Annotated in this window: 16 protein-coding genes; 6 read left to right on the top strand and 10 right to left on the bottom strand. The window is 74.5% G+C overall.

Annotation, left to right across the window (positions count from 1 at the left end):
- Positions 1 to 56: 56 nt before the first annotated feature.
- Positions 57 to 1,019 (top strand): GDP-L-fucose synthase, encoded by a 963-nt coding sequence (locus tag VGB14_14770; GenBank protein ID HEX9994189.1) that lies wholly within the window; start codon positions 57 to 59, stop codon positions 1,017 to 1,019.
- Positions 1,019 to 1,798 carry a class I SAM-dependent methyltransferase gene (locus VGB14_14765; GenBank protein ID HEX9994188.1) on the top strand — a complete coding sequence of 260 codons (780 nt, stop codon included), beginning with the start codon at positions 1,019 to 1,021 and terminating at the stop codon, positions 1,796 to 1,798. Before VGB14_14770 ends, VGB14_14765 begins: the two co-directional genes overlap by 1 nt.
- On the opposite strand, the gene VGB14_14760 is transcribed toward VGB14_14765, so the two are convergent.
- The 8 genes from VGB14_14760 to VGB14_14725 all read right to left on the bottom strand — a co-directional run bounded on the left by VGB14_14760 (position 1,795) and on the right by VGB14_14725 (position 10,172).
- Positions 1,795 to 2,079: a hypothetical protein gene (locus VGB14_14760; protein HEX9994187.1), complete on the bottom strand. Its 285-nt coding sequence runs from the start codon at positions 2,077 to 2,079 to the stop codon at positions 1,795 to 1,797. The genes VGB14_14765 and VGB14_14760 overlap by 4 nt on opposite strands.
- Before the next feature lie 80 nt (positions 2,080 to 2,159).
- Positions 2,160 to 3,092 (bottom strand): UDP-glucuronic acid decarboxylase family protein, encoded by a 933-nt coding sequence (locus tag VGB14_14755; GenBank protein ID HEX9994186.1) that lies wholly within the window; start codon positions 3,090 to 3,092, stop codon positions 2,160 to 2,162.
- A 1-nt stretch (position 3,093) separates the two neighbouring features.
- Entirely contained in the window at positions 3,094 to 5,163 is a 2,070-nt protein-coding gene (locus VGB14_14750; GenBank protein ID HEX9994185.1) for a nucleotide sugar dehydrogenase, read from the bottom strand.
- A complete protein-coding gene (gene rfbD, locus VGB14_14745) occupies positions 5,160 to 6,017 on the bottom strand; it encodes a dTDP-4-dehydrorhamnose reductase (GenBank protein ID HEX9994184.1) in 858 nt (285 codons plus the stop codon). The genes VGB14_14750 and rfbD overlap by 4 nt, the downstream gene beginning before the upstream one ends.
- A complete protein-coding gene (rfbB, locus tag VGB14_14740; protein ID HEX9994183.1) occupies positions 6,014 to 7,018 on the bottom strand; it encodes a dTDP-glucose 4,6-dehydratase in 1,005 nt (334 codons plus the stop codon). The genes rfbD and rfbB overlap by 4 nt, the downstream gene beginning before the upstream one ends.
- A gap of 2 nt (positions 7,019 to 7,020) precedes the next feature.
- Positions 7,021 to 7,569 carry a dTDP-4-dehydrorhamnose 3,5-epimerase gene (gene rfbC, locus VGB14_14735; GenBank protein HEX9994182.1) on the bottom strand — a complete coding sequence of 183 codons (549 nt, stop codon included), beginning with the start codon at positions 7,567 to 7,569 and terminating at the stop codon, positions 7,021 to 7,023.
- Complete coding sequence (locus VGB14_14730) at positions 7,569 to 8,666, bottom strand: glucose-1-phosphate thymidylyltransferase (GenBank protein ID HEX9994181.1); 1,098 nt, start codon at positions 8,664 to 8,666, stop codon at positions 7,569 to 7,571. Before VGB14_14730 ends, rfbC begins: the two co-directional genes overlap by 1 nt.
- 30 nt (positions 8,667 to 8,696) lie before the next feature.
- Positions 8,697 to 10,172 carry an LCP family protein gene (locus VGB14_14725; protein ID HEX9994180.1) on the bottom strand — a complete coding sequence of 492 codons (1,476 nt, stop codon included), beginning with the start codon at positions 10,170 to 10,172 and terminating at the stop codon, positions 8,697 to 8,699.
- 71 nt (positions 10,173 to 10,243) lie between these two features.
- On the opposite strand from VGB14_14725, the gene VGB14_14720 reads away from it, so the two are divergent.
- Positions 10,244 to 11,002 carry a methyltransferase domain-containing protein gene (locus VGB14_14720; GenBank protein ID HEX9994179.1) on the top strand — a complete coding sequence of 253 codons (759 nt, stop codon included), beginning with the start codon at positions 10,244 to 10,246 and terminating at the stop codon, positions 11,000 to 11,002.
- Here VGB14_14720 and VGB14_14715 read toward each other — a convergent pair.
- Positions 10,995 to 12,143: an acyl-CoA dehydrogenase family protein gene (locus VGB14_14715; protein HEX9994178.1), complete on the bottom strand. Its 1,149-nt coding sequence runs from the start codon at positions 12,141 to 12,143 to the stop codon at positions 10,995 to 10,997. The genes VGB14_14720 and VGB14_14715 overlap by 8 nt on opposite strands.
- Positions 12,144 to 12,199: 56 nt before the next feature.
- On the opposite strand from VGB14_14715, the gene VGB14_14710 reads away from it, so the two are divergent.
- Positions 12,200 to 13,060 (top strand): aminotransferase class IV, encoded by an 861-nt coding sequence (locus VGB14_14710; GenBank protein HEX9994177.1) that lies wholly within the window; start codon positions 12,200 to 12,202, stop codon positions 13,058 to 13,060.
- A gap of 80 nt (positions 13,061 to 13,140) precedes the next feature.
- Positions 13,141 to 13,971, top strand: coding sequence for a calcium-binding protein (locus tag VGB14_14705; GenBank protein ID HEX9994176.1), 831 nt, complete (start codon positions 13,141 to 13,143; stop codon positions 13,969 to 13,971).
- A gap of 23 nt (positions 13,972 to 13,994) precedes the next feature.
- Here the strand turns inward: VGB14_14705 and VGB14_14700 are convergent, their stop codons facing one another.
- Complete coding sequence (locus tag VGB14_14700; GenBank protein HEX9994175.1) at positions 13,995 to 14,807, bottom strand: biotin--[acetyl-CoA-carboxylase] ligase; 813 nt, start codon at positions 14,805 to 14,807, stop codon at positions 13,995 to 13,997.
- Between the two features lie 10 nt (positions 14,808 to 14,817).
- Between VGB14_14700 and VGB14_14695 the strand changes: the two genes are divergently transcribed.
- Positions 14,818 to 16,367 (top strand): acetyl-CoA carboxylase biotin carboxylase subunit (locus VGB14_14695; protein ID HEX9994174.1); only part of this gene is annotated, 1,550 nt, incomplete at its 3' end.

Raw genomic sequence — 16,367 nt, 5'->3', positions numbered from 1 at the left:
TCGAGCGTCATGGCGACCCGCAGGCCGGGCATCCGGCGACGTTAGCCTTGGGGCCCATGACCGACTTCTGGGCCGGCCGCCGCGTCCTCGTCACGGGCGGCTCGGGGTTCATCGGCCGGGCCGTCCTGCGCCGGCTGGCCGACCGGGGCGCCGGCACGGTCATCGCCCCTCGCAGCGCCGAGTACGACCTCACCCGTCCCGACGACACGGCCAAGCTGTTCGTCGACGCCCAGCCCGACGTCGTCATCCACCTCGCCGCCCGGGTGGCCGGCATCGGCGGCAACCTGGCCCGCCCGGCCGACCTCTACCTCGAGAACCTCCTCATGGGCACGTACGTGCTGGAGGAGGCGAGGCGGGCGGGCACGCCGAAGACCGTCGTCGTCGGCACCATCTGCTCGTACCCCCACGTCACGCCGACCCCGTTCCGCGAGGAGGACCTCTGGAACGGCTACCCGGAGATCACCAACGCGCCGTACGGGGTGGCCAAGAAGGCACTGCTCGTGCACGGGAACGCCAACCGTCAGCAGTACGGGCAGTGCTCGATCCACGTGATGCCGACGAACTCCTACGGCCCCGGCGACAAGTTCGACCCGGCCGTCTCCCACGTCATCCCCGCGCTGATCCGCAAGTGCGTCGAGGCCAAGGAGCGGGGCGACGACGCCGTCGACATCTGGGGCACGGGCACGGCGTCGCGGGACTTCCTGTACGTCGACGACACGGCCGAGGGCATCCTCCTCGCCGCCGAGCACTACGACTCGCCCGACCCCGTCAACCTCGGGTCCGGCACCGAGGTGCGCATCCGGGAGCTGGCCGAGATGATCGCCACGGCCACCGGGTTCGACGGCGTGCTGCGATGGGACCCGTCGAAGCCGGACGGCCAGCCCCGCCGCCAGCTCGACATCACCAGGGCCCGCGAGTTCGGGTTCGCCCCCACCGTGCCGTTCGCCGAGGGGCTGCGCACGACGGTCGAGTGGTACCTCGCCAACCGCGAGGACGCCGACCGGCCGGCCGCCCGCTGATGGCCGACCTCCGTAGCCGGCTCGTCACCGCGCTGGACCGGGCCAGGGCCAGGCTGGCGCCCCCCGACGCACCGGCGGCGGCGGCCGGGCCGGCGACGGCGCCGGCGCCGGCGCCGGGGCGGGACGGCTACGGCTCGCTGTGGTCGCCGACCGACGAGACCCAGGCGAGGGCGCTGATCCTGAACGAGACCGACCCCGAGGTGTTCGAGTCGTCGGGCAAGCGCCAGGCCGAGGAGGTCATCCGGCCGCTGCTGCGGGACGGGTCGGTCGACGTCGTGCTCGACCTCGGCTGCGGCATCGGCCGGGTCGCCCGCTACGTGGCCCCGATGTGCCGGCAGCTGTGGGCGGTCGACGCGTCGGACGAGATGCTCGCCCACGCCGCCCGCCGCCTGTCCGGCCTCGGCAACGTGCGGGTCGCCCGCTGCACCGGGACGACCATGCCGGACGTGCCCGACCGCGAGGTCGACGTCGCCTACTCGGTCCTCACCCTCCAGCACCTCGAGCGGGAGGACGCCTTCCTCCTGCTGCGCGAGCTGCACCGGGTCGTCCGGCCCGGGGGCACGGTGTTCCTGACGTTCCCGAACCTGCTGTCGGCGACCTACCTCGACTGCTTCGTCACCTACGCCACCACCGGCGAGGTGGCCAACCGGGCGAGGGCGAGGCTGTACACGCCCCAGGAGGTCGGCGCCGTACTGCCGGCCGCCGGGCTCACGATCGAGCGCATGGTCGAGGGCACCGAGATCGAGGTCGTCGCCCGCCGGGACCGCGCCGCGAGCTAGGCGCAGCAGTCGGCGCTGGTCCAGGACTCCACGGCGGCGCCGTCGACCTCGCGGAGCTCGTCGCAGAGCACGGCCATCACGTCGCAGCGGGCCTCGGGCAGGGTGAGGTGGAACACGTCGACGGCGGTCCCCTCGCCCCGCTTCGCCACGGTCACGTCGGTGATGTCGGCGCCCACCGCGCCGATGCGGAGGGCGACGGCGCCGAGGGCCCCGGGCCGGTCGGGGAGGCGCACGTGGAGGACGACGTGCGTCGACCGCTGGAGGGTGCCGTTCAACCGCATGCCGGGGACGCTACGACCTCCGCGACGACGGTGCCGTTGCCCGCCGGTGACGGTCGCAGGTCGGGCGGCGGTCGCCCGTCCTACAGGACGGCCCGCAGCCACTCGGCGGTGCGGACCAGCCCCTCTCGGAGGTCGACGGTCGGCTCCCAGCCGAGCAGCTCCCTGGCCAGGGTGATGTCCGGGCGGCGCTGGGTCGGGTCGTCCACCGGCAGCGGCTCGTGCACGATCTCCGAGGACGACCCGGTCACCTCGATGACCATCCGGGCCAGCTCCTCGACGGTGAACTCCCCCGGGTTGCCGATGTTCACGGGGCCGACGTGGTCCGAGTCGAGCAGGAGGAGGAACCCCCGCACCTCGTCGTCCACGTAGCAGAAGCTGCGGGTCTGGGTCCCGTCGCCGTACAGGGTGAGCGGCTTGCCCTGGAGCGCCTGGGTGAGGAAGTTCGACACGACCCGCCCGTCGTTCGGCCTCATCCGCGGACCAAACGTATTAAAAATACGCACAATGCGCACATCGACGCCGTGGTAGCGGTGGTAGGCCATCGTCATGGCCTCGGCGAAGCGCTTGGCCTCGTCGTAGACGCCCCTCGGGCCGACCGGGTTCACGTGGCCCCAGTAGCCCTCGACTTGGGGGTGGACCTGCGGGTCGCCGTAGACCTCGCTCGTGGACGCCAGGAAGAACCGGGCGCCCTTGGCCTTGGCCAGGCCGAGCGTCTTGTGCGTGCCGAGGCTGCCGACCTTCAGGGTCTGGATCGGCATCTCCAGGTAGTCCTTGGGTGACGCCGGGCTGGCGAAGTGCATGACGGCGTCGACCGGGCCGGGCACCCACACGTAGTTGGTGACGTCGTGCTCGACGAAGGTGAACCCGGGCCGGCCGAAGAGGTGCTCGATGTTCGGCGCCCGGCCGGTGACGAGGTTGTCGAGGCACACGACCTCGTCGCCCCTGGCCAGCAGCGCCTCGCACAGGTGCGACCCGAGGAAGCCCGCCCCGCCGGTGACGACGACCCTCGCCATCTCAGCCGCCCCGGCCGATGCCCTCGTGCGCGAACCCCCGCCGCAGGAGCGCCGACCGGTCGAGCAGGTTCCTGGCGTCGACCACCCGGGGCGCCGCCATCACGCTCTTCACCTTGTCGAAGTCGAGCCACCGGAACTCGTCCCACTCGGTGAGCACGACGAGCACCTCGGCCCCCTCGCAGGCCGAGTACGGGTCGTCGACCACGGTGATCCCCTCGAGGTCGCGGCGGATGGCCGGGTCGTAGGCCCGCACGACGGCGCCCTGCCGGTGCAGGCGGCCGATGATCTCCATGGCCGGCGAGTCGCGCAGGTCGTCGGTCCTCGCCTTGAACGTCAGCCCCCAGGCGGCGACGGTCACGCCGGCGATCTCGCCCCCGGCCATCGACGCCACCTTGGCCGCCACCCGGTCGAACTGCTCGTCGTTCACGTTGACGACGCCCCGAAGGAGGTCGAAGTCGTAGCCGGCGTCCTCGGCGATGCGGATGAGCGCCTTGGTGTCCTTCGGGAAGCAGTTGTGGACCACGAGGCCGCCGGTGGCGACGATCGTCGCCGGGCCGGGGACCTCCAGCGAGTAGACGGCGCCGCACCACGGCCGGCGCTCGGCGCTGACCACCCGGTCCCAGGTCGCCGACTTCAGCAGCGGCCGGTGCCCGGTCCGGCGCCCGGCGGCACCCGTGCCGGTGCCGACCAGCCAGGCGACGTCCTCGGACTGGTCGGCGTCGACGGCCACCCGCCAGCGGGAGCCGGCCCGCTCGACGGTGGCGACGACGCGCAGGTCGCCGAGCAGGCGGACGAGGCCGTCCACCAGCGCCGCCGACCGGGTGACCATCTCGGGCGCCGGCGCGCCCCACAGCGCGGCCACGACGGCCCGCTTGGCCTCCTCGGCGAGGGCCCACGCCCCGTCGGGCACGCGCCGCCCGCTCGGGCGGACCGGGCCCGGCGTGGCGTCGGGCACGGGGCAGCCCTGGGCGACGGGCAGCCAGTCGGTGGGCCGCAGGTCGCCGGCCGGCCGCACGGCCACCGGCATCCCGTCCACGCCGTCGCCGACCACGAACGGGTGGTCGGCCGTGGCCACCACCCGCCGCCCGGTCGCCGTCGTCACGGCCACCACGTCGCCGTCGAAGGGCCGGCGGGTGAAGGCGGCCACCGGCCAGAACTCGGGCGCCGGGTCGTCGGGCCGCCAGGCCAGCACCTCCCAGCCCTGCGGGCCGACCCGGTCGACCTCGGCGAACGCGTCCTCCAGGCGGAGGAGCCGCACCGACCCGGACCGGCGCAGCAGCACGGTCTCGTCGCCGGCCAGGCAGCTGCCGCCCCAGCCCGGCCCCGGCCGCAGGAACTCGTGGCCGATGCGCCGGTCGTAGCCCATGCCGAGCACGACGTCGTCCACGTCCGCCCCGACCGCCTCGCACACGGCGGCGATGGCGTTGACGAAGGAGACCTTCGTCGCCAGGAACGCGTTGCTGGCGTACTTGATGGTCTCGGCCGACGCCGGGTCGGTGACGATCACCGGCGCCGGGATGCCGAGGTACAGCGAGGCCACCCGCACGGCGGCCGACTGGTCGTCGGCGCCGATCACGACCCGGTCGGGGTGGAGGAAGTCGTGGACGGCGGTTCCCTCCCTGAGGAACTCCGGGTTCGAGACGACCTCCACGTCCTCCCGCCCGAGGGCCTGGGCCACCACCCGGGTGGAGCCGACGGGGACGGTCGACTTGTTGACGACGACGGCGTCGGTGGGCAGCACCGGGGCGATCTCGGCGGCCGCCGCCTCGATGAACGAGAGGTCGGCCGACCCGTCCGGGCCCATGGGCGTCTGCACGCAGAGGAAGGCGAACTCGCAGATGGCGGCGGCCTCCCTGGCCCCGACCACGAACGACAACCGCCCGCCGGCCAGGCCCTCGCGGACGATCTCCTCCAGCCCGGCCTCGAGGATCGGCACCTCGCCCCGGTTCAGCCGCTCGACCTTGGCCGCGTCGATGTCGGCGCACACGACCGTGTGCCCCAGGTGGGCCAGGCAGGCGCCCGTCGTCAGCCCCACGTAGCCCGTGCCGATGACCGCGATCCGGCCACTCATCCCAGCATCGCCTCCACGAGTTCCCTCAACGGCTCACGGTAGTGCCGCATCGCCGGAAGTCCGGCCGCCCGGAGGGCGGCGTTGTCGAGCACCGAGTTCGCCGGGCGGGGCGCCGGCCGGGGCGGGTCGAGCTCGGCGGTCGTGATCGGCCGCACCCGCGACCGGTCGTGGCCGGCCGCCTCGAGCACGTCGCCGACGAACTCGAACCACGAGACGGGGCCGGCGTTGGTGACGTGGTACGTGCCGGCGAAGCGGCCGACCGTGAGCCGGCGGACGGCGACGGCGAGGTCGGCGGTGAACGTCGGGCACCCCCGCTGGTCGTCGACGAAGGCCAGCGCCCGGTCGGGCTCGGCGGCCAGGCGCAGCACCGTGCGCACCATGTTCGAGCCCCGCAGCCCGCACACCCACGACGTCCGCACGATCGTCGACCCCGGCGCCAGGGCCGCCACCTCCCGCTCCCCGGCCAGCTTCGAGCGCCCGTAGACCGACAGTGGCCTCGGGTCGTCCCACTCGACGTACGGGCCGTCCTTCGTCCCGTCGAACACGTAGTCGGTCGACACGAAGCACAGGTGGGCGCCGGCCCGCCGGCAGCCGTCGGCCACGTGGCGGGCGGCCATGGCGTTGTCCCGGAAGGCCCGCTCGGGGTCGGCCTCGCAGGCGTCGACCGCCGTCCACGCCGCCGCGTGCACGACGGCGTCGGGCTGGATCGTGGTGACGGCGCCGAGCACGGCGTCGCGGTCGCCCACGTCGAGGGCGGCGTGGTCGGCGGCGATCACCTCGTCGCCGGCCGCCTCGCACACGGCGACGACGTCGCTGCCGAGCTGCCCGCCGGCGCCCGTGACGAGGACCCTCATCGGGACCAGGCGGTGGCCTCGGCCACCGGCGCCCGGCCCTTCAGCGGCTCCCACCAGTCCCGGTGCTCGGCGTACCAGGCCACCGTGTCGGCCAGGCCCTGCTCGAACTCGACCGACGGCGACCAGCCCAGCTCCCTGCGGATCCTCGACGAGTCGAGCAGGTAGCGGCGGTCGTGGCCGGGCCGGTCGGGCACGATGCGCTTCAGCGAGGCGGGCTTGCCCAGCGCGGCCAGCACGCCGTCCGCGATCTGCTCGATGCTGCGCTCGAGCCCCGTGCCCACGTGGTAGGTCTCGCCCACCACCCCCCGGTCGAGCACGGCCTCGATGCCGGTGCAGTGGTCGAGCACGTGCACCCACTCCCGCCGGTTCTGGGTCGAGGCGTAGAGGGGCAGCGGCTCGTCGTCCAGCGCGTTCGTGGTGAACAGCGGGACGACCTTCTCCGGGAACTGGAACGGCCCGTAGTTGTTGGCGCAGTTCGTGATCGTGACCGGCAGGCCCCAGGTCTCGAAGTAGGCGCGCACGGCGTGGTCGGCCCCGGCCTTCGACGCGTTGTACGGCGTGCGGGGCCGGTAGGGCGAGGACTCGGTGAACGCCTCGTCGCTGTCGAGGTCGAGGTCGCCGTACACCTCGCAGGTGGAGATGTGGTGGAAGCGGCCGACGCCGACCCGGCGGGCCGCCTCGAGGAGCGCTTGGGTGCCGAGCACGTTGGTGCGGAAGAAGCGGCCCGGGTCGACGAGGGCGAAGCTGTTGTGCGACTCGGCGGCGAAGTTGACGACCACGTCGACCGGGCGGTCGCGCAGCAGCCGCTCGACCAGCGCGAGGTCGGCGATGTCGCCCTCCACGAACGTGATCCGCCCCTCCACGTCGGCGAGGCTGGCCGGGTTGCCCGCGTAGGTGAGCGCGTCGAGCACGACCACGTCGTCGCCCGGGTGGCGCTCCAGCCAGAAGCGCGTGAAGTTCGACCCGATGAAGCCGGCGCCGCCGGTGACGAGGACGCGCACGGTCAGGTCCGGAGGCCGGCGCGGGGGCGGGCGAGGTCGCGGCGGCGGGGGTTCGACCGGTCGCGGCCCGACAGGATCGGGTCGGTCACGCCCCAGTCGGCGCCGATCTCGGGGTCGTCCCAGGCCACGCCGAGCTCGTCGTCCGGGTTGTAGTAGCCGTCGACCAGGTACGTCATCGTCATGTCGGTGAGGGCGGCGAACCCGTGGGCCACGCCGGGCGGGATGAACACCCCGGTGTGGCGGTGGTCCCCGTCGCCGAGGTCGACGGTGAACGTCGCCCCCTCGGTGGGCGAGCCGTCGCGCAGGTCGTGGAGCACCACCCGAGCCCTGCCCCCAACCACGTACCAGTAGTCCGCCTGGTGCAGGTGGAAGTGGAGGCCGACCACGGCGCCCCGCTGGCGGTCGACCCGGTTGGCCTGGACCATCTCCCGGCCGAGGGGCAGCCACTGGCGCCGGTAGGTCTCGACGAAGCAGCCCCGCTCGTCGCCGTGCACGTCGGGGTGGACGAGCACCACGCCGTCGATGGCCTCGCAGGGGACGACGGTCGGCATCAGAGCTCGACCACCGAGTGGTCGCCGACCATCAGCCGGGCCGCCCGCGGCAGGTCCTCCCGGCGGCGCACCTCGACCGACCGGCCGAGCAGCGACCCGTCCAGGCGGGGGATCCCCTCGATCCTGCTGCCCTCCAGGACGATCGAGTGCTCGACCTCGGAGTCGACCACCGTGCAGTGGTGGCTGATGGCGCTGAACGGCCCGACGTAGCTGCGCTCGACCGTCGTGCACTCACCGACGATGGCCGGTCCCCTGATGGTGGACTCGACGACGCGGGCGCCCCGCTCGACCACGACCCGGCCCTCCAGCCGCGACGCCGCGTCCACGCTGCCGTCCACGCGGGGGGCGATCGTCTCCAGCACGAGCCGGTTGGCCTCGAGGAGCGGGGTGAGCTTGCCGGTGTCGATCCACCAGCCGTCGAGCACCTCGTGGTGGACGCGGTGGCCGTTGTCGAGCAGCCACTGGATGGCGTCGGTGATCTCCAGCTCGCCCCTGGCCGACGGCTTGATGGCCCGGACGGCCTCGTGCACGTGCCGGTCGAACAGGTACACGCCGACGAGCGCGAGGTCCGACGGCGGGTCGGCCGGCTTCTCGACCAGGCGGACGACCTCTCCCCCCTCGTCCAGCTCGGCCACCCCGAAGCGCTGCGGGTCGGGCACCTTCTTCAGCAGGATCGACGCCGCCCACGGCGCGGCGTCCTCGCCCAGCCGGGGGTGGCTGCGGCGGGCCGCCTCGAAGCCCCGCACGAACCCGGCCACCCCGGCCTGGAGGAGGTTGTCGCCCAGGTACATCACGAAGTCGTCGTCGCCGAGGAACTCGCGCGCGATCAGCACGCAGTGGGCCAGGCCGAGCGGCGCCTCCTGGTGGAGGTACGTGACCTGGAGGCCCCACCGGGTCCCGTCGCCGACGGCCGCCATGATCTCCGCCCTCGTGTCCCCGACGATCATGCCGACGTCGCGGATGCCGGCCGCGGCGAGGTGCTCGAGCCCGTAGAACAGGATCGGCTTGTTCGCCACCGGCACCAGCTGCTTGGCGCTCGTGTGGGTGATCGGCCGCAGGCGCGAGCCGGCACCACCGGCGAGGACGAGGCCTTTCACAGGGGGACGAGGGTAGCGGGCGGGCGCCGGTCAGCCGCAGGGCGCGGCGCCCTCGGGCGCCTGCGGGACGACCTCGGGCGGCACGGTGGTCGTGCTGCCCGGCGCGGTGGTCGACGGGGACGGTGCCGTCGTCCCGGTGGTCGCCGTCGCCGCCGGCGAGGCGTCGTCCGGCGCGGCCGCCTCGGCCCGCACGCCGGCGTAGTCGGCCCCGGTCACGACGACCACGTCGACGTCGCCGCCGGCCAGCTCGGGCGCCTCCTGCACCTGGGCGCCGGCCGCCAGCCAGCGCCGGGCCACGTCGGCCTCGACCTGCTTGCCGGGGGCGAAGCGGACCACGGTGGTCGCCGCCCCGAACGCCTCGGCGTCGCCGCTGCCGATGACGTCGAACCCGGCGCCGGCGAGGTCGGCCGCCGCCTGCCCGGCCTGCCCGGTGATCCCGCTCCCGTTCAGCACCCGCACCCGCACCTCGCCGGGCGGCAGGTCGGCGCCCTCGTCCTCCTGCTGGCCCCTGAACACGTCGAGGATGGGCTCGGCCTCGTCGGCGAGGAGGAGCTGGACGGCGGCCCCGCCCGCGGTCACCTCGTCGGCCGTCGGCAGCGAGTACGTCTCGAGCGTCGCCGGGTCGAAGCTGCGGAAGCGGTTGCCGAGCTGGAAGATGTCCTTGGCGCTCAGCTGGTCGTCGAGGACCACGCTGTCGAGGGCGACGTCGATCAGCTGGTTCAGCACGATCGGGTTGCGCACGCCCTTGGCCACCGCCCGCCGCAGCGCCTGCTGGATGAACAGCTGCTGGCGCTGGACCCGCCCCCGGTCGGCCGAGCCCTCCCGCTGCCACTGCCCGTCGAGGAAGTTCTCGTAGTAGCGGGACCGGGCGAACGCGAGCGCCTGGTTCGGGTCCAGGGTGACGCAGCCAGGGGTCTCGATCAGCAGCCCGGAGTTGCGGTCCCGAACCGGGTTCGGGAAGTAGATGGGCACGCCGTCGACGGCGTCCACGATGCGCTGGAACCCGAGCCAGTCGACCTGCACGTAGTGGTTGATCGGGATGTCGAGGGCCCGCTCGACGGTCTCGACCAGGCACTGCGCCCCGCCGGCCTCGAGCGCCGTGTTGACCCGCTGCTCCTCGCCGCCCGTGCAGGTGATCGGCACCCAGAGGTCGCGCAGGATCGACAGGAGCTGGGCCCGGGACGAGCCCGGGTCGACGCGCAGGACCATGATCGTGTCCGACCGGGCCGCGCCGAGGGTCTCCCGGCCGATCGTGATCGGGTTGTTCGGGTCGATGCCCTCGGCGCTGTCCACCCCGACCACGAGGAAGTTCTGGGGCGAGGTCGGCCCGGTCTCCTCGGTCAGCACGTTGCCGAGCTCGATCCGGGGGAGCTGGCCGAACTTGAAGTAGAAGTAGCCGAGCCCCGCGGCGGTGACGAGACAGGTGAAGATCAGGAAGATGTTGAACCCGATGAGGAGCCGCTGGGGCCAGGTGCGGCGGCGGCGCCCCCTCCGAGAGGTGGGCACGGGGTCAACGTAGCAGCGGGCCCAGCCGCCCCAACGGCGCTGCCGGGGCCCCGCGCCGGCATGCTCGGGCGGTGAGCGAGACGTACGCGGACGTCGACGGCGCGGAGGACGTGGCGGGCGCCGTGGCGTGGCAGGAGCGGGTCGACGGGTGGCCCGCGGTGCTCGCCTACAAGGAGGTCGCCCGCCGCCGGGTGGCCGGGCTGGCGCCCGTCCTCGACGTCGGCTGCGGCCCCGGCCTCGACGTGCTCGCCGCCGGTCCCGGCACCCGCGCCGTCGGCGTCGACCGCTCGGCCGCCATGGCCGCCACCGCCCGCCGCCGGGGCGCCACGGTCGCCGTCGCGGACGCGGCGCGGCTGCCGTTCCCGGCCGGGGCGTTCGGCGCCGCCCGCGCCGACCGCGTGCTCCAGCACCTGGCCGCCCCGGAGGCGGCGCTGGCCGAGCTGGTGCGGGTGACGCGGCCGGGAGGCGCCGTCGTCGTGGCCGACCCCGACCAGGGGTCACTCGTCGTCGAGGTGCCGGGGGCGCCGCCCGCGCTGGTCGAGCGGGTCGTCGCCGGGCGCCGCGACCGCGGCTACCGCAACGGCACGCTCGCCCGCCGGCTGCCCGCGCTCCTCGGGGCGGCGGGGCTGGCCGATGTGACCGTCGACGCCGTCGCCCTCGTGCTGACCGACCCGGCCGACGCGTTCGGCCTGCGGAGCTGGCCCCGGCTCTGGGGATGGGCCGACCACGACGTGGCCGCCTGGGAGGCGGCCGTCGACGGGGCCGCCGGCCGCGGGTTCGTGTACGCCGTGACCTACCTGGTGGTCGCCGGGCGGCGGCCGGTCAGGTGACGGGCAGGCCGAGCTCCCGGCTGATCACGAGCCGCTGGATCTCGCTCGTGCCCTCGCCGATCTCCAGGATCTTCGAGTCGCGGTAGAAGCGGGAGACCGGCGTCTCGTCCATGAACCCGTAGCCGCCGAAGATCTGGGTGGCCTCCCTGGTGGCCGTCACGGCCGCCTCGGTGGCGTAGAGCTTGGCGATCGCCGCGGCCCGCTTGTACGGGCGGCCGACGTCGCGCAGCCACGCCGCCTTGTAGGTGAGCGCCCTCGCGCACTCGGCCATGACGGCGAGGTCGGCGCACTTGAAGGCCACCCCCTGGTTGGCGCCGATGGGCCGGCCGAAGGCCTGGCGCTCGCCGGCATAAGCGACGCTGTGCTCGAGGCAGGCCTGGATGGTGCCGACGGCCAGGGCGGCGATGGCGATGCGGCCCTCGTCCAGGGTGGCGAGGAAGTTGGCGAAGCCCCGGCCCCGCTGGCCGAGCAGGTGGTCGGCCGGCACCCGGCAGTCCGTGAACGCCAGGCCCCGCGTGTCCGAGGCGTGCCAGCCCATCTTCCGGTAGGGCGGGGCGACCTCCAGCCCGGCCGTCCCGGCGGGGACGACGATGCTGCTGATCTCCCCCGGCCCCGTCCTCGCCGTGATCGTGACGACCGAGGTGATCGGCGTGCCGGCGTTGGTGATGAACGCCTTCTCGCCGTTCACCACCCACTCGCCGGCGGCCTCGTCCAGGTCGGCCCGGGTGCGGGGGGCCCCGGCGTCGCTCCCTCCGCCCGGCTCGGTGAGGCCGAACGCGCCGAGGGCGCGGCCGGCGCACAGGTCGGGCAGCCACCGCTGGCGCTGCTCCTCCGTGCCGAACCGGAAGATCGGGCTGGCGCCGAGCCCGACCGCCGCCTCCAGGGTGATCGCCATCGACTGGTCGACCCGCGCCAGCTCCTCGATGGCGACGCACAGGGTCGTGAGGTCGGCCCCGCCGCCGCCGTACTCCTCGGGGAAGGGGATGCCGAACAGGCCGAGGTCGCCCATCGCCCGAACGGTGTCCACCGGGAAGACGTGGTCGCGGTCCCACGCCTCGGCGTGCGGCGCGATCTCGGACTCCGCGAAGTCGCGGACGACCTTCCTGAACGCCTCCTGCTCCTCGGACAGCTCGAAGTCCATCGGCACTCCTCGTCGAGTCACCGGCCCGCCGTGGGCGGCGATCCTACGCTGGGCGGGTGCCAGCACCCGTACCCCAGGGCGCCACCGGTGTGACCGCGCTGTGGGTCGACGGGGACCTCGTGGACCCCGCCGGCCGCCACCTGTCCGCCCTCGACCACGGCGTGGTCGTCGGCGACGGCGTGTTCGAGACCCTGAAGGTCGTGCGCGGGATCCCCTTCGCCGCCCGCCGCCACCTGGAGCGCCTCCGGCGGTCGGGCCAGGCGCTGCGCCTCGCCGTGCCCGACGACGCCGTCCTCCGCCGGGCGATGGCCGACGTCGTCGCCGCCGCCGGGCTCGGCGACCGGCCGGGCAAGCTCCGGGTGACGGTCACCGGCGGGCCCGGCCCGCTGGGAACGGCGCGCGCCGAGTCGCCACCCACCGTGGTCGTCGCCGCCGGGCCGCTGACCCCGCCGCCGCCGTCCGCCACCCTCGCCCTCGTGCCCTGGCCGAGGAACGAGCGGGGGGCGCTGGCCGGGCTGAAGACGACCTCCTACGCCGAGAACGTGCGGGCCCTGGCGGCCGCCGCCGACGCCGGCGCCGACGAGGCGCTGTTCGCCAACCTGGCCGGCGACGTGTGCGAGGGGACCGGGTCGAACATCGTCCTCGCCCTCGACGGCCGGCTGGTCACGCCGCCGCTCACCTCGGGCTGCCTGGCCGGTGTGACCAGGGCGATCGTCCTCGAGCGGGCCGCCGTCGAGGAGCTCGCCGTCCCCGTCGCGGCCCTCGGCTCGGTCACCGAGGCGTTCCTCGTGTCCACCACCCGCGGGGTCCAGCCCGTCGCCGCCATCGACGGCCGCCCCCTCCCGGCGCCCGGCCCCCTGACCGCGCCCGTCGCCGACCTGTTCCGCTCCATCGAGGAACACGAGGACGATCCCTAAGGGTCGCCCCCTCCCGCGCCGATGACCCCTACGGAGAGTAACGGGCTCACACCTGGGCGTACGGCGAGGGGAAGCGAGCGATGGGGATCCGACAGGGTGCGAGGACGGCGGCGGTGGTCCTGCTCGGGGCCGCCACCCTGGTGGTCGGGACGGGGCCGGCCGACGCGGCGACGACGTGCTTCGGGCTGCGGCCGACGATCCCGGGCTACAGCGGGGCGGACCGCCTGATCGGCACCGAGGGCAACGACGTCATCGTCGGCCGCGGCGGCGACGACTACATCGACGGCCGGGGCGGCAACGACCGCATCTGCGGCTCGGACGACAACGACACGATCATCGGCGGCGACGGCGACGACATGGTCCTCGGCGGCGCCGGCAGGGACACGGTCACCGGCGGGAACGGCGCCGACTACATCGACGGCGCCGGCGGGGCCGACGTCCTCGACGGCGGCCTCGGCAACGACGACGTGCGGGGCGGCAGCGAGAACGACGTGTTCCTCGAGGGCACGGCCCCGAACGGCGCCGACCTGATCACCGGCGACGCCCACTGGGACGTCCTCGACTACAGCGGCCGGCCGACGGCGGTCACCGTCACCCCCGACGGCGTCGCCGGCGACGGCGAGGCCGGCGAGGGCGACAACGTCCGCTCCGACTTCGAGGAGATCAGGGGCGGGGCCGGCGACGACCTGCTCGTCGGGCTCGGCCTGCCCAACGTGTTCTACGGCAACGCCGGGTCGGACACGCTCCAGGGCGGCTACGGCCAGGACCGCCTGTACGGCGGGACCGGCGACGACCAGCTGTTCGGCCAGGAGAACCAGGACGCCCTCGACGGCGGCGCCGAGGTCGACCTGTGCGACGTCTACCCGCAGGGCGGCACGATCGTGAACTGCGAGGCGGGCGGACGCGGCTGAGGCAGGTCCTGCCCTCGCCCCGTCTAGGTCGGCGGGAGCGGGCGGAGGTGGGTCACGTCGCCGGCCGCCACCGCATGGCGGTGGCCGGCGGCGTCCACCACGACCAGCCGCCCGGCGTCGTCGAGCGCCTCGGCCACGCCGTCGAGGTCGCCGCCGGGCCGCTCGACCCTGACGTCGCGCCCGAGCGTGGTCGACGCCGCCCTCGCCGCGTCGGCCACCGTCGCCCAGCCGTCCTCGCCCACCGCGACCGTCCCCCACCACCGGTCGAGGGCCCGCAGGACGGCGACGAGCAGCACGCCGCTCTCCACCGGCCCCTCGGCCACCTCGGCCAGCCCGACCGCCGTCGAGCGAAGCTCCGGCGGCAGCCCGTCGGCCCTGACGTTCACGCCGACGCCGACGACCACGGCGTCGACCCGGTCGCCCACCACCGCCGCCTCGGCCAGCACCCCGGCCAGCTTGCGGTCGCCGACCACGAGGTCGTTCGGCCACTTCAGCCCGGGCCGCACGCCGGCCGCCTGCTCGCAGCCGTCGATGGCGGCGAGGGCGACGGCCAGCGAGCACAGGTGGAGGCGGTCGGGCGGCAGGGACGGGCGGAGCAGGACCGAGAACAGCAGCCCGTCGCCGGGGGCCGCGTCCCACCGGCGCCCGAGTCGGCCCCGGCCGGCCGTCTGGTGGTCGGCGACGAGCACGGTCCCCTCGGCGGCGCCGTCGCCGGCGGCGGCGAGGAGGTCGGCGTTCGTGGAGCCGGTCTCCCTCACCCAGCGCACCTCGGCGAAGCGGCTGCCGGCGACCGCCGGCGCGATCGGGTGGAGCTCGGTCGGTTCCAGGCCTGACACGATAGGGACCGTGCTCTCCAAGGTCCTCATCGCCAACCGCGGCGAGATCGCCGTCCGGGTCGTCCGCGCCTGCCGGGAGCTCGGGATCGCGTCGGTCGCCGTCTACTCCGACCTCGACCGGCACGCGCTGCACGTCCGCCTGGCCGACGAGGCGTACGCCCTCGGCGGGTCGACGGCGGCCGAGAGCTACCTGAACACGGCGGCCATCCTGGACGCCGTCGAGCGCAGCGGGGCCGACGCCGTCCACCCCGGCTACGGGTTCTTCTCGGAGAACACCGACTTCGCGAGGGCCATCACGGCGAGGGGCGTCACCTTCGTCGGCCCGCCGCCCGAGGCCATCGAGCAGATGGGCGACAAGATCTCCGCCCGCCGGGCGGCCGAGCGGTCCGGGGTGAGCGGCGTGCCCGGGCTGACCGAGGAGGTCACCTCGCCCGACCAGGTGCGGGCCTTCGGGGCCGAGCACGGCTGGCCGGTGGCCATCAAGGCCGCGTACGGCGGCGGCGGGCGGGGCATGAAGGTGGTCGGCGACCCGTCCGAGGTCGAGGCGGCCATGGAGTCGGCCAGGCGGGAGGCGGCCGCTTACTTCGGGCGGGACGAGGTGTACCTCGAGCGCTACCTCACCTGGCCGCGCCACATCGAGATGCAGGTGATGGCCGACACCCACGGCAACTGCGTGTGGCTCGGCGAGCGGGACTGCTCGGCCCAGCGGCGACACCAGAAGCTGGTCGAGGAGAGCCCGGCGCCGGGCCTGGCCGACGAGGTCCGCCGGGCCATGGGCGACGCGGCCGTGCGGGTGGCCAGGGGGTGCGGCTACGTCAACGCCGGCACCGTCGAGTTCCTCTACCAGGACGGCGAGTTCTGGTTCCTCGAGATGAACACGAGGCTCCAGGTCGAGCACCCGGTCACCGAGATGGTCACCGGCACCGACCTCGTCGCCGAGCAGCTGCGGGTGGCGGCGGGCGAGCCGCTGTCGTTCGGGCAGGACGACATCGAGCGCCGCGGGCACAGCATCGAGTGCCGGATCAACGCCGAGGACCCGGCCGGCGGCCGCTTCCTCCCCTCCCCCGGGCGCATCACGTCGCTCGCCGCCCCGGCCGGCCCCGGCACCCGCTGGGACGGCGGCTACGAGTCGGGCGACGAGATCAGCCAGTTCTACGACAACCTGGTCGGCAAGCTCGTCGTGTGGGGCGAGGACCGCGAGGCCGCCCGACGGCGGATGCTGCGGGCCCTGCGGGAGCTGCGGGTCGAGGGCATCGCCACGACCGTGCCCGCCCACGTGGCGATCCTGTCCCACCCCGACTTCGCCGAGGCCCGCCACTCGACCAAGTGGGTCGAGGAGCGCCTCGACCTGTCCGGCGTGGCCTCGCCGCCGAAGCCGGCCGCAGCCGCGTCGGCCGACGGCGACGGGCAGGCCCCGAAGGTCCAGCGCGACGTCGACGTCGAGGTCAACGGCAAGCGCTACACGGTCAAGCTCTGGGTGCCTGATGTGCCGACCGCAGTCGCAGTCGGTGGTCCCGCCGGGGCGAGCGCCCGGAGCACGCCCGCTCGGAAGCGTCCTGC

The sequence above is a fragment of the Acidimicrobiales bacterium genome (assembly GCA_036399815.1).
GTDB lineage: Bacteria > Actinomycetota > Acidimicrobiia > Acidimicrobiales > DASWMK01 > DASWMK01.
Note: the sequence above shows the minus strand (reverse complement) of the source record. Positions and strands in the feature narration are given on the sequence as shown.

Excerpts from the sequence above, each read along its gene's own strand:
- VGB14_14770 (HEX9994189.1), top strand. The coding sequence starts at position 57 with ATGACCGACTTCTGGGCCGGCCGCCGCGTCCTCGTCACGGGCGGCTCG.
- VGB14_14765 (HEX9994188.1), top strand. The coding sequence starts at position 1,019 with ATGGCCGACCTCCGTAGCCGGCTCGTCACCGCGCTGGACCGGGCCAGG.
- VGB14_14760 (HEX9994187.1), bottom strand. The coding sequence starts at position 2,079 with ATGCGGTTGAACGGCACCCTCCAGCGGTCGACGCACGTCGTCCTCCAC.
- VGB14_14755 (HEX9994186.1), bottom strand. The coding sequence starts at position 3,092 with ATGGCGAGGGTCGTCGTCACCGGCGGGGCGGGCTTCCTCGGGTCGCAC.
- VGB14_14750 (HEX9994185.1), bottom strand. The coding sequence starts at position 5,163 with ATGAGTGGCCGGATCGCGGTCATCGGCACGGGCTACGTGGGGCTGACG.
- rfbD (HEX9994184.1), bottom strand. The coding sequence starts at position 6,017 with ATGAGGGTCCTCGTCACGGGCGCCGGCGGGCAGCTCGGCAGCGACGTC.
- rfbC (HEX9994182.1), bottom strand. The coding sequence starts at position 7,569 with ATGCCGACCGTCGTCCCCTGCGAGGCCATCGACGGCGTGGTGCTCGTC.
- VGB14_14715 (HEX9994178.1), bottom strand. The coding sequence starts at position 12,143 with ATGGACTTCGAGCTGTCCGAGGAGCAGGAGGCGTTCAGGAAGGTCGTC.
- VGB14_14705 (HEX9994176.1), top strand. The coding sequence starts at position 13,141 with ATGGGGATCCGACAGGGTGCGAGGACGGCGGCGGTGGTCCTGCTCGGG.